Source organism: Xanthomonas sp. JAI131, assembly GCF_013410075.1.
Classification (GTDB): Bacteria; Pseudomonadota; Gammaproteobacteria; order Xanthomonadales; family Xanthomonadaceae; genus Xanthomonas_A; species Xanthomonas_A bonasiae.
This window is the reverse complement of the sequence record NZ_JACCCN010000002.1, coordinates 251,767-272,452: the sequence shown is the minus strand read 5'-3', so window position 1 is coordinate 272,452 and position 20,686 is coordinate 251,767. Positions and strand designations below refer to the sequence as shown.

17 protein-coding genes are annotated in these 20,686 nt (G+C 68.9%); 9 read left to right on the top strand and 8 right to left on the bottom strand.

The window, feature by feature from the left end:
- Positions 1-136: 136 nt before the first annotated feature.
- Entirely contained in the window at positions 137-1,903 is a 1,767-nt protein-coding gene (locus HDC36_RS07965; RefSeq protein WP_179566106.1) for an oligopeptide:H+ symporter, read from the bottom strand.
- Positions 1,904-2,624: 721 nt separating this feature from the next.
- Here HDC36_RS07965 and HDC36_RS07960 point away from each other — a divergent pair.
- The 3 genes from HDC36_RS07960 (at position 2,625) to HDC36_RS07950 (ending at position 8,295) form a co-directional block, all read left to right on the top strand.
- On the top strand, positions 2,625-4,589 hold the full coding sequence (locus HDC36_RS07960; protein WP_179566105.1) for an oligopeptide transporter, OPT family: 1,965 nt from the start codon (positions 2,625-2,627) through the stop codon (positions 4,587-4,589).
- 192 nt (positions 4,590-4,781) lie between these two features.
- Positions 4,782-6,851, top strand: coding sequence for a S9 family peptidase (locus HDC36_RS07955; RefSeq protein ID WP_179566104.1), 2,070 nt, complete (start codon positions 4,782-4,784; stop codon positions 6,849-6,851).
- Between the two features lie 199 nt (positions 6,852-7,050).
- The gene (locus HDC36_RS07950) at positions 7,051-8,295 is read left to right on the top strand and encodes a DUF819 family protein (protein WP_179566103.1); all 1,245 of its coding nucleotides are present in this window, start codon (positions 7,051-7,053) and stop codon (positions 8,293-8,295) included.
- A gap of 100 nt (positions 8,296-8,395) precedes the next feature.
- Here the strand turns inward: HDC36_RS07950 and HDC36_RS07945 are convergent, their stop codons facing one another.
- Positions 8,396-9,592 (bottom strand): XVIPCD domain-containing protein, encoded by a 1,197-nt coding sequence (locus tag HDC36_RS07945; RefSeq protein ID WP_179566102.1) that lies wholly within the window; start codon positions 9,590-9,592, stop codon positions 8,396-8,398.
- A 34-nt stretch (positions 9,593-9,626) separates the two neighbouring features.
- On the bottom strand, positions 9,627-10,394 hold the full coding sequence (locus HDC36_RS07940) for an ankyrin repeat domain-containing protein (RefSeq protein WP_179566100.1): 768 nt from the start codon (positions 10,392-10,394) through the stop codon (positions 9,627-9,629).
- 290 nt (positions 10,395-10,684) lie between these two features.
- Here HDC36_RS07940 and HDC36_RS07935 point away from each other — a divergent pair, with 290 nt between their 5' ends.
- Entirely contained in the window at positions 10,685-11,371 is a 687-nt protein-coding gene (locus HDC36_RS07935; RefSeq protein ID WP_179566098.1) for an HAD family hydrolase, read from the top strand.
- A gap of 345 nt (positions 11,372-11,716) precedes the next feature.
- On the opposite strand, the gene HDC36_RS07930 is transcribed toward HDC36_RS07935, so the two are convergent.
- Both HDC36_RS07930 and HDC36_RS07925 read right to left on the bottom strand, forming a co-directional pair.
- A complete protein-coding gene (locus tag HDC36_RS07930; protein WP_064539465.1) occupies positions 11,717-11,941 on the bottom strand; it encodes a CstA-like transporter-associated (seleno)protein in 225 nt (74 codons plus the stop codon).
- Positions 11,941-14,013, bottom strand: a complete 2,073-nt coding sequence (locus HDC36_RS07925) for a carbon starvation CstA family protein (protein ID WP_179566096.1) — start codon at positions 14,011-14,013, stop codon at positions 11,941-11,943. Before HDC36_RS07925 ends, HDC36_RS07930 begins: the two co-directional genes overlap by 1 nt.
- Before the next feature lie 499 nt (positions 14,014-14,512).
- Between HDC36_RS07925 and HDC36_RS07920 the strand changes: the two genes are divergently transcribed.
- Positions 14,513-15,373, top strand: coding sequence for a pirin family protein (locus tag HDC36_RS07920; RefSeq protein WP_179566095.1), 861 nt, complete (start codon positions 14,513-14,515; stop codon positions 15,371-15,373).
- A gap of 118 nt (positions 15,374-15,491) precedes the next feature.
- Here the strand turns inward: HDC36_RS07920 and HDC36_RS07915 are convergent, their stop codons facing one another.
- Complete coding sequence (locus HDC36_RS07915) at positions 15,492-15,962, bottom strand: hypothetical protein (protein WP_179566093.1); 471 nt, start codon at positions 15,960-15,962, stop codon at positions 15,492-15,494.
- 374 nt (positions 15,963-16,336) lie between these two features.
- Between HDC36_RS07915 and HDC36_RS07910 the strand changes: the two genes are divergently transcribed.
- Entirely contained in the window at positions 16,337-16,612 is a 276-nt protein-coding gene (locus HDC36_RS07910; protein ID WP_179566091.1) for a hypothetical protein, read from the top strand.
- Between the two features lie 204 nt (positions 16,613-16,816).
- On the opposite strand, the gene HDC36_RS07905 is transcribed toward HDC36_RS07910, so the two are convergent.
- Positions 16,817-17,686, bottom strand: coding sequence for a pirin family protein (locus HDC36_RS07905; RefSeq protein WP_179566089.1), 870 nt, complete (start codon positions 17,684-17,686; stop codon positions 16,817-16,819).
- A 355-nt stretch (positions 17,687-18,041) separates the two neighbouring features.
- On the opposite strand from HDC36_RS07905, the gene HDC36_RS07900 reads away from it, so the two are divergent.
- Complete coding sequence (locus HDC36_RS07900) at positions 18,042-18,428, top strand: hypothetical protein (protein WP_179566087.1); 387 nt, start codon at positions 18,042-18,044, stop codon at positions 18,426-18,428.
- Positions 18,429-18,566: 138 nt separating this feature from the next.
- Here HDC36_RS07900 and nfi read toward each other — a convergent pair whose 3' ends face one another.
- Entirely contained in the window at positions 18,567-19,283 is a 717-nt protein-coding gene (gene nfi / locus HDC36_RS07895) for a deoxyribonuclease V (RefSeq protein WP_179566085.1), read from the bottom strand.
- A 354-nt stretch (positions 19,284-19,637) separates the two neighbouring features.
- On the opposite strand from nfi, the gene gpmA reads away from it, so the two are divergent.
- Positions 19,638-20,387 carry a 2,3-diphosphoglycerate-dependent phosphoglycerate mutase gene (gene gpmA, locus HDC36_RS07890; RefSeq protein WP_179566083.1) on the top strand — a complete coding sequence of 250 codons (750 nt, stop codon included), beginning with the start codon at positions 19,638-19,640 and terminating at the stop codon, positions 20,385-20,387.
- A 36-nt stretch (positions 20,388-20,423) separates the two neighbouring features.
- Complete coding sequence (locus HDC36_RS07885) at positions 20,424-20,684, top strand: SHOCT domain-containing protein (protein WP_179566081.1); 261 nt, start codon at positions 20,424-20,426, stop codon at positions 20,682-20,684.
- Positions 20,685-20,686: the final 2 nt, after the last annotated feature.

The following is a 20,686-nucleotide window of genomic DNA, read 5'->3' as shown; positions in this document are numbered from 1 at the left end:
CCCTTGCGACGGATGGGGTCCAGGCGCCCGGCTCGGTGCCCGGCGCCTGCGCAGGCGGTGCCTGCAATCTGCAGGACGTGCGCGCGGCCGCGTTTGTGAAACGCCGGCACCGTGCTGTGCCCGCGCCGGGATGCGCTCAGCGCACCCCGTGCATCATCCGCCGCAGCAGCGGCGCGGCCAGGAAGGCCAGTACCGCGCAACCCACGCCGATCCACAGCATCAGCCAGAACAGGTGCGCGTACTTGGCGGCGGCGTCGGCGATGTTCAGCGCTTCGCCTTCGGGCACGTCGATCGCGGCGAGCTTGCCGAACAGCGCGGCCAGCGCTTCGGAGAAGGCCGTGGCCAGGAACCAGGTGCCCATCATCAGGCTGACCACGCGCGGCACTGCGAGTTGGGTCACCGCCGACAGCCCGACCGGCGACAGGCACATCTCGCCGGCTTCCAGCACCAGGTAGGCCAGCACCAGCCACCACACGCTGGCCATCTGCCCGCTGGCGCCGACCTGCTGCGCGGCCAGCGCCAGCGGCACGAACGACACCCCGGCCAACAACAGGCCCATGGCCGACTTGGATGGCTTGGACGGCTCCAGGCCGCGCCGTTCCAGCCACGCCCACAGCGCGGCGAACAGCGGCGCCAGCAGCACCAGGAACAGCGCGCCCAGGTAGGTCAGCGAACCGGCGGTCTGCGGCAGCACCAGGCAGTCGCGGATCAGGAGCAGCAGCATCAGCACGCTGACCGCGACGAACAGCAGGCGTGGCGCGGCCGAGGTCGGGTTGCGGTCGGACAGCGACGCCGCGGCGACGAAGCTCAGCGGCGCCAGCAGCAACGAGGCGATCGACCACGGCAGCGGCGTGCCAGTGCGGATCACCAGCGACGGCACGATGTCCTTGGTCATCAGCCGGTCGGTGAAGGTGACCCAGGAACCGTAGGTCTGCTCGTACAGGGTGAAGTACACCAGCGCCATCGCGATCAGCACCATCAGCGCGATCATCTGCTGGCGCTGCACCGGCGTGCACTGGGTGCCGGTGAACCAGGCGAACCACAGCAGCACGCCGCCGAGCACCACCAGCATCAGCAGCAAGGCTAGCGAGATCTCGCCGCCCAGGCTGAAGGCGCCATTGGCCGCGGCCCACATCAGCCAGGCCACCGGCAGCACGCCGAGCACCGCGACCAGATAGATCGCCCATTCGCGCGGCAGCCCGGCCACGCGCTGGCGCAGCAGCGCCGGTTGCGCCGGCTCGGCATGGCCGTGCAGGTATTTCTGGCCCCACAGGAACATGCCCAGGCCGAGCAGCATGCCGATCCCGGCGGCGCCGAAACCGTAGCGCCAGCCGTAGGCTTCGCCGAGGAAGCCGCACACCAGCGAGGCGAACAGCGCGCCGAGGTTGATGCCGGCATAGAACAGCGAGAAGCCGGAGTCGCGGCGCGGATCGTCCTGGGCGTACAGCTTGCCGACGATGGTGGAGATGTTGGGCTTGAGGAAGCCCACGCCCATGATGATCAGCGCCAGCGACAGGTAGGTCACGCCCAGCGACGCGGTATCGCGGACCACTTCGCCACCGACCCGCGTGGCGGCGTGGCCTTCGAAGGCCATGCCGACGTGGCCGAGCACCAGCAGGATGCCGCCGAACACCACCGCCTTGCGCATGCCGAGCCAGCGGTCGGCGAGCAGGCCCCCGATCACCGGCACGCAGTACACCAGCCCGCCATAGGCGCCGAGCAGGTCGAGCCCGGCCTTGTCGCCGAACAGGTGGTACTTGGTCAGGTACAGCAGCAGCAGCGCCTTCATCCCGTAGAAGGAGAAGCGCTCCCACATCTCGGTGAAGAAACAGACGTAGACGCCCTTGGGGTGGCCGAGGAAATCGTCGCGCGCGTCGCGGGCGGGGAGGGCGGTGGCGGACACGGCTGGCCTGGGGCGGGAAGGGCAGCGGCGGAGTATAGGCGTGCCGGCGGCGCTTGGCTGAGTCGCCGCAGCGTGGCGTTATTCGGGAGGCGGTTCCTTCTCCCACCGGGACCATGGCCCCCTTTCGGGGGAAGGTGCCCCGCAGGGGCGGATGGGGGTGCGGGCGCAACCTCATGGGATCGAAACAGTGCGAGGCTTCGCCGCGTACCCTCACCCCAACCCCTCTCCCGATGGGAGAGGGGCGATCGCGGTTCCTTCTCCCGCCGGGACCATGGCCCCCTTTTCGGGGGAAGGTGCCCCGTAGGGGCGGATGAGGGTGCGAGCGCAGCTTCATGGAGGCGAAGCAGTGCGAGGCTTCGCCCGGACCCTCACCCCAACCCCTCTCCCGATGGGAGAGGGGCGATCGCGGTTCCTTCTCCCACCGGGACCATGGCCCCCTTTTCGGGGAAGGTGCCCCGTAGGGGCGGATGAGGGTGCGGGCGCAGCTTCATGGGGGCGAAACAGCGCGAGGCTTGGCCCCGTACCCTCACCCCAACCCCTCTCTCGATGGGAGAGGGGCTGCCCATTGGCCGCCGGGGCGCCGCTGCATTTGCAAATCCCCAATCCCCAATCCCAAATCCCCGCCTCCCAGGCATGTGCCACAAGCTGGGCGCCGGGATGCTGGACTTGCCCAGCCCCAGACGCTAGCGTGGAAAACGTTTTTGTCGTTTCAGGGGTAACCATGAACAACGCTGCTGCGCCGCGTCAGCTCACTTTCCGCGCGGTCGTGCTGGCGATCGTGCTGGCCGTCGTGCTGTCGGCCGCCAACGCCTACCTGGGGCTGTTCGCCGGCCTGACCATCGCCACCGCGATCCCGGCGGCGGTGGTGTCGATGGGCGTGCTGCGCCTGCTCGGCGGCGGCACCATCCTGGAGAACAACATCGTGCAGACCGGCGCCTCGGCCGGTTCGTCGATCGCGGCGGGGGTGATCTTCACCATCCCGGCGCTGGTGATCATGGGCTACTGGCCGGACTTCAAGTACTGGTGGGTGCTCGGCATCGCCGGCATGGGCGGCCTGCTCGGGGTGCTGTTCTCGGTGCCGCTGCGGCGCTCGATGATCGTCGAGGATCCGCTGCCGTTCCCCGAGGGCAAGGCCGCGGCCGAAGTGCTCAAGGCCGGCGAGAATCCCGGACCGGGACTGAAGATCCTGGCGCTGTCGGCGACCATCGGCGGACTGGTCAAGCTGGCAGCGGCCAGCGGCCTGAAAGTGATTCCCGACACCTGGGCGCAGGCCACCTACCTGGGCAGCAGCAAGCTGGTCGGCTACGTCGGCACCAACCTGTCGCCGGCGCTGCTCGGGGTCGGCTACATCGTCGGGCTCAACGTCGGCATCGTCGTGCTGTCCGGCTCGATCCTGTCCTGGCACATCGCCATTCCGCTGTACCAGCAGTTCTTCATGGGCTCCGATCCGGCGCTGGCGCAGAGCCTGGCCACCGCGCCGGCGGCCGAGGCCGCGTTCGCCATCTGGGCGGCCAAGGTGCGCTACCTGGGCGTGGGCGCGATGCTGATCGGTGGCGTGTGGACGCTGTTTTCGCTGCGCAAGTCGCTGCTGTCCGGGGTCAAGAGCGGCTTCGCCGCCGCGCGCAAGAGCACCGTCGGCACGGTGGTGGCCGAGACCGACCGCGATCTGCCGATGAAGTGGATGCTGGTCGCCTTGCTGCTGTGCACGCTGCCGCTGCTGGGCCTGTATCAGGCGATCGTCGGCCAGTGGCACGTCAGCATCCCGATGACCTTGATCATGATCGTCGCCGGCTTCCTGTTCGTGTCGGTGTCCGGCTACCTGGCCGGGCTGATCGGCTCGTCGAACAATCCGGTGTCGGGCATCACCATCTCCACCATCCTGTTCGCCTCGGCGGTGCTGGTGCTGCTGCTCGGGCGCGACTCGCCGATCGGCGCGGTCGCCGCGATCATGATCGGCGCAGTAGTGTGCTGCGCTGCAGCGGTGGGCGGCGACAACTTGCAGGATCTGAAGGCCGGTTACCTGGTCGGCGCCACGCCGTGGAAGCAGCAGTTGATGCTGGCCATCGGCGCATTCTCCTGCGCGCTGATCATGGCCCCGGTGCTGAACCTGTTGGCCCAGGCCTACGGCATCGGCGCGGCGACGCCGGAGCATCCGAACTCGTTGGCCGCGCCGCAGGCGACGCTGATGGCCTCGGTGGCCAAGGGCCTGTTCGGCGGCGAGCTGCCGTGGACGATGATCGCCATCGGCGCCGGCGTCGGTGCGGCGATCATCGCCCTGGACGAATGGCTCAAGCGCACCGGCAAGCGTTTCCGCGTGCCGGTGCTGGCCGCGGCGATCGGCATCTACCTGCCGCTTGAACTGATGGTGCCGATCTTCCTCGGCGGGCTGATCACCTATCTGGTCGAGCGCTTCCACAAGATCCGCGCCGACGACGAGGAAGGCCGCGACCGCGTGCACCGTCCGGGCACGCTGTTCGCCGCCGGCCTGATCACCGGCGAGGCGCTGATGGGCATCGCCATCGCGGTGCCGATCGTGGTCTCCGGCCACGCCGACGTGCTGGCGTTGCCTGCCGGCTTCCATCTCAACCAGTGGTACGGCCTGGTCCTGCTCGCCTTCGTCGGCTGGCTGCTGTACCGCACCGGCAAGAAGGGCGAGCCGACCGCACCGCTGCCGCCGTCGGCGTAAGCATCAGCACCCTCGGCAAGACACGAAGCCCGGCCTGCGCCGGGCTTCGTGTTTGTGGCGATCGCCCACAAGCGCAACACGCAGTCCGCTCCCGCGAATCCCCAATCCCGGCCCCTCCATGACTTCATGCCTTTGCACCACGTCCACCCGCGCGCCTACCATCGACGTTTTGCCGTGTTCCGGAGACGCCCGATGACCTTGCGCTACGCCTTGCTGCCCCTGTGCCTGCTGACCGCGCTGCCTGCGCTGGCGGCGACCCGCGGTTTCGATGTCCGCGACATGGTGGCGCTGGACCGGGTGTCCTCGCCGTTGCTGACGCCCGACGGCGGCACGGTGATCTTCGCCAAGCGGCAGGTGGACAAGGCCAGCGACAAGGCCAGTACCGGGCTGTGGCTGCGCAATCTGCGCACTCGCGATGCGGCGCCGCCGAAGCGGCTGACCCCGGACGGCTGGAACGTCAATTCGCCGGAACTGTCGGCCGACGGCAAGACCGTGTACTTCCTCAGCGCCAAGTCCGGCCGCCAGCAGCTGTACGCGCTGCCGCTGGCCGGCGGCGCGCCGCGCCAGCTCACCGACTTCGCGCTGGACGTGGACAGCTACCGCGTCGCCCCGCAGGGCGACCGCGTCGCCTTCAGCGCCGGCGTGTTCCAGGACTGCGGTTCCGACCTGGGCTGCACGCAGAAGCGCCTGGACGCGAAGAAGAACGCCAAGGCCAGCGGCGTGGTGTTCGACCAGTTGTTCGTGCGCCACTGGGACACCTGGAACGATGGCCGCCGCAACAGCCTGTTCGTGGCGCCGCTGCCCGGCGACGCCAAGGCCAAGCCGGTAGTCGGCGCCTCGGCGATCAGCGTGACCCTGGCCGGCGACATTCCGTCCAAGCCGTTCGGCGGCAGCGAGGACTACACCTGGGCGCCGGACGGGCAGTCGCTGGTGGCCAGCGTGCGCGTGGCCGGGCGCGAGGAGCCGTGGTCGACCAACTTCGACCTGTACCGGCTGGATGCGGCGGGCAAGGCCGCGCCGGTCAACCTGACCGCGGCCAACCCGGCCTGGGACGCCGGCCCGGTGTTCTCCGCCGACGGCAAGACCCTGTACTACCGCGCCATGAAGCGCCCCGGTTTCGAAGCCGACCGCTTCGGCCTGATGGCGATGGACGTGGCCAGCGGCAAGACCCGCGAGATCGCGCCGCAGTGGGACCGCTCGGCCGGCGAGATCGTGCCCTCGGCCGACGGCGCCACCGTGTACACCACCGCCGACGACCTCGGCCAGCATCCGCTGTTCGCGGTGGATACCGCCAGCGGCAAGGTGCGCACCGTGGCCGATGGCGGCAGCGTCGGCGCGCCGGTGCTGGCCGGCAACACGCTCGCGTTCACCCGCAACAGCCTCAAGAGCGGCGACCAGGTATTCGTCGCCGACGCCGACGGCCAGCATCCGCGCGCGATCACCGCCAGCGCCGGCGAACAGCTGCCGGACGTGGCCTTCGGCGACTACGAGCAGTTCCAGTTCAAGGGCTGGAACGACGAGACCGTGCACGGTTACGTGGTCAAGCCGTACAACTACCAGCCCGGCAAGACCTATCCGGTCGCGTTCCTGATCCACGGCGGCCCGCAGGGCAGCTTCGGCAACGGCTGGAGCAACCGCTGGAATCCGCAGACCTACGCGGGCCAGGGCTACGCCGTGGTGATGATCGATTTCCACGGCTCCACCGGCTACGGCCAGGCGTTCACCGATGCGATCAGCCAGCACTGGGGCGACCGCCCGCTGGAAGACCTGCAGAAGGGCTGGGCCGCGGCGCAGCAGCAGTACAAGTTCCTCGATGGCGACAAGGCCTGCGCGCTCGGCGCCAGCTACGGCGGCTACATGGTGTACTGGATGGCCGGCAACTGGAACCAGCCGTGGAAGTGCCTGGTCGACCACGACGGCGTGTTCGACAACCGCACCATGGGCTACGCCACCGAGGAACTGTGGTTCAGCGAGTGGGAGAACGGCGGCACGCCGTGGCAGAACCCGGCCGGCTACGAGAAGTTCAACCCGGTGCTGCACGTGGACAAGTGGAAGGTGCCGATGCTGGTGATCCACGGTCAGCAGGATTTCCGCATCCCGGTGGAGCAGGGCCTGGCCGCGTTCAGCGCGCTGCAGCGCAAGGGCATCGCCTCCAAGTTCCTGTATTTCCCGGACGAAAATCACTGGGTGCTGAAGCCGCAAAACAGCATCCTGTGGCACGACACGGTCAATGGCTGGTTGAAGCAGCATATCGGGCAGTGATGCGCCGGGATTCGGGATTGGGGATTCGGGATGACCAGCCATTCGGCTGTGGAAAGCCGGGATTCGTAGCGGCGCACGCGTTGGCTGAGTCTGCGTCCACACGTTGCCTGGCGATCGCGGCGGGCGAGCCTGCGCGATCGACCTCTGCTTTTCCGATTCCCCGTTCCCGATTCTCCATTCCCGGCCTGCCGAGAACTTGATGCCCACAGATGCCCTGATCCACAACGACATCGTCATCTTCGGCCTGATCGCCGCCACGCTCGGGGCGGTGTTCTGGACCGCCGCGCGGCCGCATGGATTCTGGAAGCGCTTCTACAGCGTCGTGCCGGCGCTGCTGCTGTGCTACCTGATTCCCGGCATCTACAACACCGTCGGGCTGATCGACGGGCAGCACAACCGCCTGTACGACCCGGTCGCGCGCGACGTGCTGCTGCCGGCGGCGCTGGTGCTGCTGACGCTCACCGTCGACCTGAAAGGCATCCTGCGCCTGGGGCCGAAGCTGGTGGCGATGTACCTGGGCGCCTCCTTCAGCATCATGCTCGGCGCGGTGGTCGCGTTCCAGCTGATGAAGTGGCTGCATCCGGCCACGGTGGCCGGCGATACCTGGGCCGGCATGGCCGCATTGGCCGGCAGCTGGATCGGCGGCGGCGCCAACATGCTGGCGATGCGCGAAGTGTTCAACGTCGATGCCACCACCTTCGGCCAGTTCGCGGTGGTCGATGTCGGCGTCGGTTACGTGTGGATGGCCTTGCTGATCTTCCTCGCCCCGCGCGCGGCGGCGATCGATGCGCGCAGCGGTGCCGACACCAGCGGCATCGACGATCTCAAGCAGCGTATCGCGCAGTTCCAGGCGCAGCACGAACGCGTCGCCAGCCTGACCGACCTGATGCTGATCGTCGGCCTCGCGTTCGGTGCGGTCGGCCTGGCGCATGCGATCGCGGTGCCGACCGCGGCGTGGTTCGCGGCCAACGTCGCCTGGGCCAAGCAGTTCAGCCTCGGCGCGCCGTTCGTGTGGGTGGTGGTGCTGTCGACCACGATCGGCCTGCTGCTCAGCTTCACCCGCGCACGCACCCTGGAAGGCGCCGGCGCCTCGCGTATCGGCTCGCTGCTGCTGTATTTCCTGATCGCCTGCATCGGCATGCAGATGGACCTGCTGGCGCTGTTCGACCGCCCGTGGATCTTCCTGCTCGGGCTGATCTGGCTGTGCGTGCACATCCTGCTGTTGCTGGCGCTGGGCAAATTGCTGCGGGTGCCGTTTTTCTATTTCGCGATCGGCTCGCAGAGCAACGTCGGCGGCCCGGCCTCGGCACCGGTGGTGGCGGCCGCGTTTCATCCGGCGCTGGCGCCGGTCGGCGTGCTGCTGGGCACGATGGGCTATGCCACCGGCACCTACCTGGCGTATCTGGTCGGGATCACCTTGCGCGCGATGGCGGGCGCGCCGTAGCGCACCGGCATGACCCTGTAGGAGCGGCTTCAGCCGCGACGGGCTTTACCGATACGTTCTGTCGCGGCTGAAGCCGCTCGTACAGGGGATTTGCGGCGGCCTACTGCTGCAGCGCGACCCGGCGCTGCTGCTCTTCCTGCTGCGGCACGTTCGCCTGCAGATTCTGTTGCTGCAGCTGGCCGACGTTGGCCTGCGCCGGTTCGTTGGCCGCCGCCGCGGTCTGCACCTGGCTGCGCAGATGCGCCGGGTCGTCGGCGCGGCCCTGCACCGCGAACAGGCGGTCGCCGTCGCGGCTGGGCACCAGCTGGTCGATCTGTTTGAGGCCGTCCTGTCCGGCATGCGCGGCGACGCTGGCGGCGGTGTTGAGGAACTGCGCGTCGTCGCGCAGGCCGAGCCGCTCGCGCTGCCCGTCCAGTTGCACCACCGCGTCGTTGAACAGGCGGCTGCCGGTGGGCAGCGCGCGTTCCTGGGTCTGCGCGTGGCTCTGCGATTCCAGTTCCTGCGCCTTGATCACCGAATCGATGCCGTGCAGGTCCAGCCGATGCTTGAGCATCATCCCCGGCACCAGGCGCTGGCCGAACGACAGCGGATCCGGGTCCGGCAACTGGATCTGGTGGCCCGCGGCGTCGGGCATCGCCCATTTCAGCGGGATGCTGTCTTCCTGCAGGTGGGTCAGCAGTTCGTTCTTGACGTGGTAGCCGCGGATCAATCCATCGGCGGCGTAGTCCTTGGCGGCGGACGCGTCCAGACCTTCGCGCTCCAGGGTGCGGTCGTTGACCCCGGCGGCGTTGTAGGTGACCGCCGGCACGTCGTTGACCATCGCCGAGGCCGCGGCCAGGCCGCCGCCGAGCGAATGCCCGGAGATCATCAGGTCCTGGCCGAACGCCTGCTTGGCCTGGCTACCGAGCTGGATCGCCGAGGCGTACTGCGCGTCGGCGAAGCCCAGGCCCTGGCCGATATTGTGCTTCCAGTCCTTGCCTTCGTCGGTGCCGCAGAACGCCAGCACCACGTTGCCCTGTTCGTTGCGATAGAACGCGGCATCGAAGCCGCTCTTGGCATCGTGCAGCATGCCCGGATCGATGCCGGCGCGCTGCACGGCGCCATCGTCCAGGCGGGTCCAGCCGTCGGGCAGCGCCGCGAAGCTTTCCGCGCCGCCAGCGCGGCGCTGGGCTGCCGTGCTGTAGAGATCCTGCAGCAAGGTGGGAAGTTGCGTGTCCACCGCCTGCGGCTGCTGGCCGCGAACGGCTTCGGCGAACGGGGCGGACGCGTCGGTATTGGAAAGATCGTTCTGGCTCATGCGCGGCTCCTTGCGTGTGCTGCGAACAGCCGCCTCAGCGGCCCGCTTCCAGGGGGATGTCGTGGGCGCTCAACCAGTCGCGTACCGCGGCGCGGGTCTGCTGCGCGGTGCTGTTGAGCAGGCGCTCGGGCGTGGTGAAGAAATACGCCTGGAAGGTCTTCTGCTGCGCGTTGCGCAGGCCCGGATCGACCCCGGCCTGCAGCAGTTTCAGCACCCACGGGTTGCCGGCGCTGCTCTGCGCGGCCAGGTGCAGCAGCGAGTTGCCGCTGGCATCGACCCGGTGCGGATCGGCGCCGGCCTGCAGCAGCAGCTGGATCTGTTCGTCGCGCTTGCTCTGCAGCGCGCGGAACAGCGGCGTCCAGTTGCCGCGCGCGCTGACCGGATCCACCGGCGCGCCATGCTGCAGCAGGATCTTCAGGTATTGCGGGTCCTTGGCCATCGCGGCCATGTGCACCACGGTTTCCTGGTCCATGCCCGGTTCGGCCGGATTCGCGCCAGCGTCCAGCAAGGCACTGAGCGCGCGCGGCTGTTCGTTCCAGATCGCGTATTCGAGCAGGGTGACGTTCTGGTCGCCGTGCGCGGACAGGTCCACGCCCGGCGCGAGCGCGGCGATACGGGCCGCATCGCCGCGCGCGACGGCGGCGGCGATGTCGGCGAGATGGGGATCGCGGAACGCGACCGAGTGATCCTGCAGCGTGGCTGACATGGCAGAGTGCTCCTTGGCGCCGGGCGGGGCGGCGCATGAGACCGAGATGGACATCGAGGTCGCAAGCGCGATCAGGACGGGGAACTGCTTGCGCATGGAGGGCTCCTTTTCCTGTTCGCGTTCCTGTTGCCGGTGGCGACGTTCCTTGCCACCGTGACCGATGCTAGCAGCTGTCCGGCGCCGGTTCGGTAAGGTTTTGTTACAGCGCTGGCGCGCTCTGCATGGCGTGGCATGCGCGGTGGAGCGCATATCGACCCGGACGAATGTTTGCGCCGGGGGCGGAGAATGGCCCGATTGCGGCGCAGTGCACCCGCCGGCACTGCCGCACGCAGGTGGCATACATGCGCAACTTGGCATAATGCGGGTTTTCCGCCGAGGCCCTTGCGATGACCGCGACCCCCTTCGACCTGCTGATCAGCGATTGCGACGGCGTGCTCGTCGACAGCGAGGTGCTGGCCGACCGGGTCATGTTCGACGCGCTGGGCGCCTACGTGCCGCGGGCCGAGCTGGAGGCCTACCTCGCCGGCAGTTTCGGCCAGACCGCGCACGAGATCGTGGAGCGGGTGCAGCGGCATTTCGCGGTGACCCTGCCGCCGGGCCTGTTCGAGGAAATCCGGGAACGTTCGGAAGCGTTGATCGCCGCCGAGGTGCAACCGATCGACGGCGTCCGCGAGGCGCTGCTGGCGTTGCCGCTGCCGCTGGCGGTCGCCTCCAACAGCCTGCGCCACAGCGTGGTGGCGTCGGTGGCGCGTGCCGGGCTGACCGAGCGGGTGAGCGGCCACATCTTCAGCGCCGACATGGTGGCGCGGCCGAAGCCGGCGCCGGACGTCTACCTGCTGGCCGCGCACACGCTGGGCGCGGCGCCGCCGCGGTGCCTGGTGATCGAGGACAGCGTCACCGGCGCCAGCGCGGCGCTGGCCGCGGGCATGACCGTGATCGGTTTCACCGGCGCAGCGCACATCCCGCCGGGCCACGCCGACACCCTGCGTCACCTCGGCGTGGCGGCGGTGATGGAGCACATGCCGCAGTTGCCGCAGGTCTACGCCGAACTGGTGCGCGCGGCGGCGGCGTAGTGTCGATCGGGGGCCGCGCGCCGGATGGCGGCGACGCACAAACGCGGAGTCGGGGCTGTCCGCTCGCTGTGGCCTTGCCGCGGAGCGTGGCGGACGGAAAGAGCGTCTCCGGACAGCATCGCGCCATCCGTGGTGTGTGTCTTCTCCGGGCTGCCTGTCGCGGCTGAAGCCGCTCCTACATGGGGTGGCGTGTGTTCAAAGCAGGTCTGAGCGTACGCTCGCGCACCGAAGTGGCATGACATGCCCCGCAGCCGCGATGCTCTCAGGCACCGCGCTCCCGCCATTGCCAATCCCGGCTTTCCACAGCCGAATGGCTGGTCATCCCCAATCCCGAATCCCGGCTGTTCAACAACAACGAAACCCGCTCTTGCCGCCATAGCGCGCTTCCTGGCGCTCGCGGAAGAAGGTCTTGTAGTCCATCGGTTGCCGGTCGGGATGTTTCTCCAGCACGTGGCGCACGTAGTTGTCGTAGTCGGGAATGCCGCAGCACAGCCGCGCGGTCTGCACCAGGCGCCGCCACAGCCGGCGGTGCGCCTGGTATTGCCCGACCGGAACCAGGTCGTTGCTCATCACACGTCCGCCATCTGGTGCGGCTGCAGCGCCACGTACGCGGTTTCCTTGTCGCTGCGCTGCGGGTTGCGGCGCGCGGCGAGGATGGTCTTGACCGAGTAGATCAGGATCGAGAACACCACGAACAGGAACAGCGCGGTCAGCCCGGTGTTGACGTAGGCGTTGGTGACGATCTGCTGCATCTGCGGCACCGTCTTGGCCGGTGCGGTGATGGTGCCGCTGGCGATCGCGTCCTGGAACTTGTGCGCCTGCGCCAGGAAGCCCTGCGCCGGATTCGGGTCGAAGATCTTGATCAGCCCGGCGTAGGTGGTGCAGATCAGCAGCCACAGCGCCGGCACGATGGTGACCCAGGCGTAGCGGTCGCGCTTCATCTTGAACAGCACCACCGTGCCCAGCATCAGCGCGATGCCGGCGAGCATCTGGTTGGAGATGCCGAACAGCGGCCACAGCGTGCGGATGCCGCCGTACGGATCCTTGACCCCGGTGTAGAGCAGGTAGCCCCACAGCGCCACGCAGCCGCCGGTGGCGACGATGTTGGCGCCCCACGATTCGGTCCGCTTCAGCGCCGGCACGAAGTTGCCGAGCAGGTCCTGCAGCATGAAGCGCCCGGCGCGGGTGCCGGCGTCGACCGCGGTGAGGATGAACAGCGCCTCGAACAGGATCGCGAAGTGGTACCAGAACGCCATCATGTCCTCGCCCGGCAACAGCTGGTGCAGGATCTGCGCGATGCCCACCGCCAGGGTCGGCGCGCCGCCGGCGCGGGCCAGGATGGTGGTCTCGCCGATGTCGCGGGCAGTGGCTTCGAGCACTTCAGGAGTGATCGCGAAGCCCCATTCGCTGACCTTGGCCGCGACCGCGACGACGTCGCTGCCGACCATCGAGGCCGGCGCGTTCATCGCGAAATACACGCCCGGCTCGATGATCGAGGCGGCGACCAGCGCCATCACCGCGACGAACGATTCCATCAGCATGCCGCCGTAGCCGATGTAGCGCATGTGGCCTTCGTTGGCGAGCAGCTTGGGGGTGGTGCCGGAGGAGATCAGCGCATGGAAGCCGGACACCGCGCCGCAGGCGATGGTGATGAACAGGAACGGGAAGATGCCGCCGGTCCACACCGGGCCCATGCCGTTGTGCGCGTACTGGGTCAGCGCCGGCATCTTCAGGTCGGGCATGACCACCAGGATGCCGATGGCCAGGGCGATGATGGTGCCGATCTTGAGGAAGGTGGACAGGTAGTCGCGCGGCGCCAGCAGCAGCCACACCGGCAGCACCGAGGCGACGAAGCCGTAGCCGATCAGCATCCAGGTGATCTGCACGTCGGTGAAGGTGAAGGCCGGGCCCCAGGTCGGATCGGCGGCGACCTTGCCGCCGAACCAGATCGCGGCCAGCAGCAGGATCAGCCCCACCACCGAGATCTCGCCGATCTTGCCGGGGCGGATGTAGCGCATGTACACGCCCATCATGATCGCGATCGGCATCGTCGCGATCACCGTGAACATGCCCCAGGGACTCTCCGCCAGCGCCTTGACCACCACCATCGCCAGCACCGCCAGGATGATGATCATGATCAGGAACGCGCCGAACAGGGCGATGGTGCCGGGCACCTGGCCCATCTCCTCGCGCACCAGGTCGCCGAGCGAGCGGCCGTTGCGGCGGCTGGACAGGAACAGCACCACGAAGTCCTGCACCGCGCCGGCGAACACCACGCCGACCACCAGCCACAGCAGGCCGGGCAGGTAGCCCATCTGCGCGGCGAGCACCGGGCCGACCAGCGGTCCGGCGCCGGCGATGGCGGCGAAGTGGTGGCCGAACAGCACGTGCTTGTTGGTCGGCACGTAGTCCAGGCCGTCGTTGTTGAGCACGGCGGGCGTGGCCCGGGTGGGGTCCAGCTGCATCACCTTGGTGGCGATGAACAGGCTGTAGAAGCGATACGCGATCAGGTAGATCGAGACCGCGGCGACCACAATCCACAGCGCGTTGATGTGTTCGCCGCGGCGCAGGGCGATGGTGCCCAGGCAGAACGCCGCCAGCACCGCGAGCGCGGCCCAGGCCAGTTTGGAAAACCCTTTCATGCAGATCGCTCCCCCACAAGATTCCCGCAAGGGTCGCCCCGATGGCCTGGGGGGTCAATGCCGGGACAGACGATGGCCCTAGTACTTTGGTCGTAGTCGGCGCCGTATTCGACGATCGCGCGGGTCCCGGGGACGCATGCCAGGCCGTGGCGATGGGGAGGCGGTGGGTCGAGACGGACTTTGCCTGATCGCTAGGCATCGCGCGGAGCATCGGGTGCAAGAGCGCGGCTGCGGGATCGGCGGGCTTGGCTGCAGTCGGGACTGAAGTCCCTCCCACAAGAGCGGTTATGGCCGGCACGCGCACCGGCATCGGCATCCGCATCGCGCCCAAACGCGCCACGCCGACACTTCCGGTGCAGCCGGTGCAGCCGGTGCAGCCGGCGCACCCGGCGCACGGCCGGCCGGCGCCCCTGCGATGGAACGATGGGTTGCGCCGATCGCGATTGGCCGCCGGCGGCGGCGCGCCCATATACGGTGCTTCACCAGGAGATCGCCCGCCATGACCGACACCCTCACCGCCGCGCCCGCGCGCATCGCGCGCACCATCCGTGGCCGCGCCACCGCCGACGGCGACGGGGTCAGGCTGACCCGCGTCATCGGCGGCGGCGAACTGCCCGAGCTGGACCCGTTCCTGCTGCTCGACGAATTCGGCACCGACCGCGCCGAGGACTACATCGGCGGTTTCCCCAGCCATCCGCACCGCGGCTTCGAGACCGTCACCTACATGCTCGACGGGCGCATGCGGCACAAGGACAACCACGGCAACGAAGGCCTGCTGACCCCGGGCAGCGTGCAGTGGATGACCGCCGGCCGTGGCCTGGTGCATTCGGAGATGCCGGAGCAGGAGTCCGGGCGCATGCGCGGCTTCCAGCTGTGGGTGAACCTGCCGGCGCGCGACAAGATGACCGCGCCGCGCTACCAGGAGTTCGCGCCCGAGCGCATCCCGCTGGCGCAGCCGGCGCCGGGGGTGACGGTCAAGGTGATCGCCGGGCAGGTCGGCGACGTGCACGGGCCGATCGTGCAGCCAGCCACCGATCCGCTGTATCTGGACATCGCGCTGGACGCCGACGCGCGCTGGGACCACCTGTTGCCGGCCGGGCACAACGCGTTCGCCTACGCCTACGAGGGTGCCGCGCTGCTGGGCGAGGGCGAGGCCGCGCGCGAACTGCCGGCGCAGACCCTGGCCGTGCTCGGCGGCGGCGACCTGCTGCAGTTGCGGGCGGGCGCGGCGGGCGCGCGGCTGATCCTGGTCGCCGGCCGGCCGTTGCGCGAGCCGGTGGCGCGGCACGGGCCGTTCGTGATGAACACGCGCGAAGAACTGATGCAGGCCTTCGTCGATTTCCAGGAAGGGCGGTTCTAGCGGCCTGGGATGGCGATCGGCACGCCATGAAACCCTGTAGGAGCGGCTTTAGCCGCGACAGACTCTGCGGGTGGAGTCTGTCGCGGCTGAAGCCGCTCCTACAAAGGCGTCGGCAGGTTCAGCGATCCAGCGCCACACTGGTCGGACGCATATCCAGTCCCTGCACCAGCGACTGCAGCGATTGCAGCTCCTGCACGTCGCCGGCATCGATCCAGACCTGGGCGTAGTGGTCCTTGCCCAGCTCGACCACGGTGACCCGGCGCGAGGCCAGGCCCGGCGCATCGACTCCGCCCAGATCCGGCCGGTACCAATGCACGCTCTCGCCGGCGATGCTGCCTTTCTCTTCGCGCAGGTTGCGCGCCAGCGGGATGTTCGGATCGCGCGAGGTCAGCATCATGCCGAGCACCTGGCGGCCGTCGGCGGCCGTCGCGCGGCACACGATGAAGCCCTTGTCGCTGCGCTCGCTCCACTGCAGGTTGGACTGCGGCGGCAGTTGCGGACAGTTCTGCGCCTGTTGCGCCATGGCCGTGGCCGCCGCCAGCACGGCAGGCAGGACCGACAGGCCGGTGAGCCAGTTTGCAACCCTCATTCGCGATGTCCCCATGCACCGCCGCGTTGCGACGGTATCGATCTTCAGCGCACGCCGACGCAGGCGCACGGCACGTCACCCTCATTCCTTTGCGGGATCCGCGTGCAGTGCATACCCCTACGCAATGCGTGTCCCGGTGTGCGGCCGCCATTTCCCCGCCGCTGCCCGAACCATAGCCCAGCGAGCGGCACTTGACAATTGGAATGCGGGTCGAAAACCCGCGCGCCGGCACCGGCGTGGGGCGGCGCTCGCCTGAATGCAGTCAGTGGGCGGTGGCCGCTGCGGCGCCCGCGCCGCGTTGAAGCAGGGGATGCCGCCGCGCCAGCAGGCGCATTGCGGTGTCGTCCTTCCATCCCTGTAAAGGAGTACAGCCCATGCCCAGCATCGATCCGCGCAGATTCGTCATCGTCGCCAGCTACCTGTCGCCCGGCGTCGCCGTCGGTGGCGGCGGTTTCGTCATCGTCGGCGGCAAGGTGATCAAGGTGCCGCCCAAGGGCCTGCGCCAGCTGCAGGCGGTCTACACCCTGCTCGAGGCCAGCGACGGCGTAAGCAACAAGGCCCTGGCGCAACAGCTGCAGCAGCTTGCGGTGGACTTGGCCGACGACGCGGTGCCGGCAAAGGGCCGCGTCGCGGCCGCTGCGGCGCGCTAGCGCGTTTCGCGATCCGCTTTTGACGCACTGGGAAAGCGACTCCGGGTGGCCTCGCTCATCGGTCGCGACGGGCCTGACCGATGGTGCCCGCGGCGACGGGCGACACCGGGCCGCCCGGCGTCGCTCCCTCGGGTCGCGGCGTCCTGGTCGACATGCCGCGATGCGCGGCGCCGCGCCCGAATCGAGCCGGTCGCGCCGGCCGCCTTACTTGCCCGGTTCGGGCAGCGGAATGAATTCCTGGTCGTCGCCGGGGATCAGCCCGAAGCGGCCCTCGCGCCAGTCCCGCTTGGCCTGCTCGATGCGCTCGGTGGAGCTGGACACGAAGTTCCACCACAGGTGGCGCGGCCCGTCCAGCGGCTCGCCGCCCATCAGCATCGCCTTCAGCGGGGTCTTGGCGCGCAAGCGTCCGCGCGCGCCGGCTTCCGGCAGCACCAGGTACCGCGCGGGGATGTCCACGCCGTCCAGCTGCGCCTCGCCTTCCAGCACGTACAGCGAGCGCTGCACGTGGCCCGTGTCCAGGTCGATCTCCGCGTCCGCGTCCAGGTCCAGCGCCACGTTGAGCGTGTCGGCGAACACCTTGACCGGCGATTCCTCGCCGTAGGCGCGGCCGGCGATCACCCGCAGCCACACCCCGTCGCGGCGCTGCTGCGGCAGGCTGGCGGCGGCATGGTGGTAGAACGCCGGCGCGGTTTCCTCGGCCGATTTCGGCAGCGCCACCCAGGTCTGCATGCCGTGCAGCGGATGCGGCTGCGCGCGCAGCGATGTAGGCGTGCGCTCGGAATGGGCGATGCCGCGGCCGGCGGTCATCCAGTTGACGTCGCCGGCGCGGATCACCTGGTCCGAGCCGAGCGTGTCGCGGTGGCCGATCTCGCCGGACCACAGGAAGGTCACCGTGGCCAGGCCGATATGCGGATGCGGGCGCACGTCCACGCCGTGGCCGGGTTCGAAGATCGCCGGGCCCATGTGGTCGATGAACACGAACGGGCCGACGCTGCGCGCCTGCAGGCTGGGCACCGAACGGCGCACTTCGAAACCGCCGATGTCGTGGACGCGGGGAGCGATCAGGGTGGGCATGCGCGGCCTCGCGGACGTGGGAACAAGGGGCACGAGCTTCGCATGCGCGATGGCCGAAGTGGGAGCGTTGCGGCAAGACGGACTGTCCCGGGCCGCAGTGTTTACTGTGTCGCATGGGGCGAGTCCTCCCAAGGCTGGGTCGGCGTTGCGCCGCGATTGGCATGCGTGTCGGCATGCCAGACTAGCGAAATCGCATAATGCTGAAGGGCGCGCGTTTTTTGTCTGCAAATTTGTAACTTTGGGTGATGTTATCGACGGCGAACCGGAATAATCGGGCGCTGCCGGCCGGGGCCGTCCCGGCCTGCAGCGTTGCAGCGCGCTCGCTGCATTCCTTCCCCAACTCGAGAGCATCCTGATGATCCGTTCGTCGAAATCCAGCAATACCGTCACCGCCGTGCTGTCGATCGCGATGGCGCTGGCGGCGTTTGCCGCCGTGCCGGCACAGGCGCAAAGCGCCGACATCAATGTCCCCACCGTGATCATCAACAACCTGTGGAACGCCAAGGCGTTGCTGGTGGCGGGCGGGCAGGGCGGCGGATGCTATCCGGTCAACAACGGCGGCCGCGTCGCCGGCCCGACGCTGCGTACCAATATTCGTTACACCGCGATCGGCATGAGCTCGGCCAATTGCGCCGGCGGAACCGGCCTGGCCAGCGTCAACCTGCAGTTCTTCGCGCGCCCGCGCCCGGCCGGCATGTACATCCAGATCGTCAACGGCGGGATCAACATCGGCAACCGGTAGTCGCCAGCGATGCCCGCCGCCGGCCATGCGCGATCGACGCGTGGCCGGCGGCATCGCATCGCGCTGCTGCAGGCCGTGCTTGCCGCCGCCGCGCACCGCGCAGGCGGCACCCGACGCATCGATGCGTAGCGGCTGGATTCAGAACAACTGCCCGCTCTCGGCCGCCTGCATCGTGACCTCGCCGCGGCGCGAGGCCAGCCGGTCGGCCAGGCGGGTCGGCTCCGGCAGCCGGTAGCCGCGCAGGTAGCGTTGGGTCCAGTCCAGCGCGCTGTCCACCGCGACGCGGTGGCCGGGCGAGACGATCAGCGGATTGCAGCGCGGCTTGCTGCGCAGCGCCCAGCCGACGGTGTCGCCGCGGTGCACGATGGGGCTGCGGTCGCCGGCCTGCGGCCCGGGTTCGTCATAGCGTCCGGCCAGCAGTTTCTTGGCCACGCCGATGCTGGGCAGGCCGGTGACCACGCCGAAGTGCGCGGCGATGCCGAGCCGGCGCGGATGGGCGATGCCCTGGCCGTCGACGAACACCAGGTCCGGACGCTGCCGCAACAGGGCCAGCGCGGCCAGCAGCGCCGGCAGTTCGCGGAAGCTCAGCAGTCCCGGCACGTAGGGCATCGAGGTCGGCACGCGGGCGATCTCGGCCTGCTGCGGCTGCAGGGTGTCGGCGTCGATGAGCACGGCGGCGGCGCGGGTGATGCGGCCCTCGTCCTCGAAGCCGACGTCGAATCCGGCCAGCCAGCGCGGCGGGTCCGGCACTTCGTCGTGCAGCCGCACCTGCTTGGCCAGCGTGGCCTGCAGCGCCCGCGCCTGCACGATGCTGCCGTCCCAGTCGCCGAAGACCTTGTGCGAAGAAGTATCCATTTGCGAATGATCGCGCCGCATTCGTGGCCGTGGCGTGGAGGAGCTGGGAATGGGGAAACGGGAATGGGGAATGGGGAATCGTCGAAGCATGCTCCTGATCGATGTCTGGCGACGAGAGGCCACGGTCTCGACGAGAGGGTGACGGTCGTCGGCGCCGATCCGCTTGCGTTCCAGCGCAGCGTCAGCCCGGCGTGCCCTTTGTAGGAGCGGCTTCAGCCGCGACAGATCGCCAGACGGCAAAGCGCGCCGGAACGCCAAGCCGTTTCCATTCCCCATTCCCGACTCCCCATTCCCAGCCACCGGCTACAATCCAGGGCCGCACGACCCACGCATCCCCCAACGGAGACCGTCGCAGTGACCCGCAAACTCGTACTGTTGCGCCATGGCCAGAGCCAGTGGAACCTGGATAACCGCTTCACCGGCTGGGTGGACGTGGATCTCACCGAGCAAGGCCGCCAGGAAGCCGCCGCCGCCGGTCGCCTGCTGCGCGAGGAGGGGCTGCAGTTCGACGTGGCGCACACCTCGGTGCTCAAGCGCGCCATCCACACCCTGCAGGGCGCGCTGAAGGAACTGGACCAGGACTGGCTGCCGGTGCACAAGAGCTGGCGCCTCAACGAACGCCACTACGGCGGCCTGCAGGGCCTGGACAAGGCCGAGACCGCGGCCAAGCACGGCGAGGAGCAGGTCAAGATCTGGCGCCGTTCCTACGACATCCCGCCGCCGCCGATGGAGGCCGACGATCCGGGCCATCCGCTGCACGACCGCCGCTACGCCACGCTCGACCGCAACGCGTTGCCGGCCACCGAGTCGCTGGCGACCACGCTCGAGCGCGTGCTGCCGTACTGGCACGACGCGATCGCGCCGCAGCTGAAGGCCGGGCAGACCGTGCTGGTCACCGCGCACGGCAACTCGTTGCGCGCGCTGTACAAGTATTTGAACGGCGTCTCGCGCGAGGAAATCCTGGAACTCAACATCCCCACCGGCATCCCGCTGCTGTTCGAGCTGGACGACGAGTTGAAGGTGCAGTCCTACCGCTATCTCGGCGATCCGGAAGCGGCGAAGAAGGCGGCCGAAGCGGTGGCCAACCAGGGCAAGGCGAAGTAACACCCGCGCGGCACGCGCCGCATCAAGGAGGATGGGATGGGTGGATTCAGCATCTGGCACTTCGTGATTCTGTTCGTCGTGCTGGCGCTGCCGGTGCTGGTCTTTGCGGCGGTATGGCTGGCCATGCGTCGCGACCAGCGTGCGCAAGCATCCCAGCGCGCTGCTTCGCCGCCGCCGTTGCCACCGGCGGCATCGGTGGAAGCGCGGCTGCGCGCGCTCGAAGCATTGCGCGCGCAGGGCCTGATCGACCAGGCGGAGTACGAACGCCGGCGCCAGCAGATCCTCGCCGAGTTGTGAGC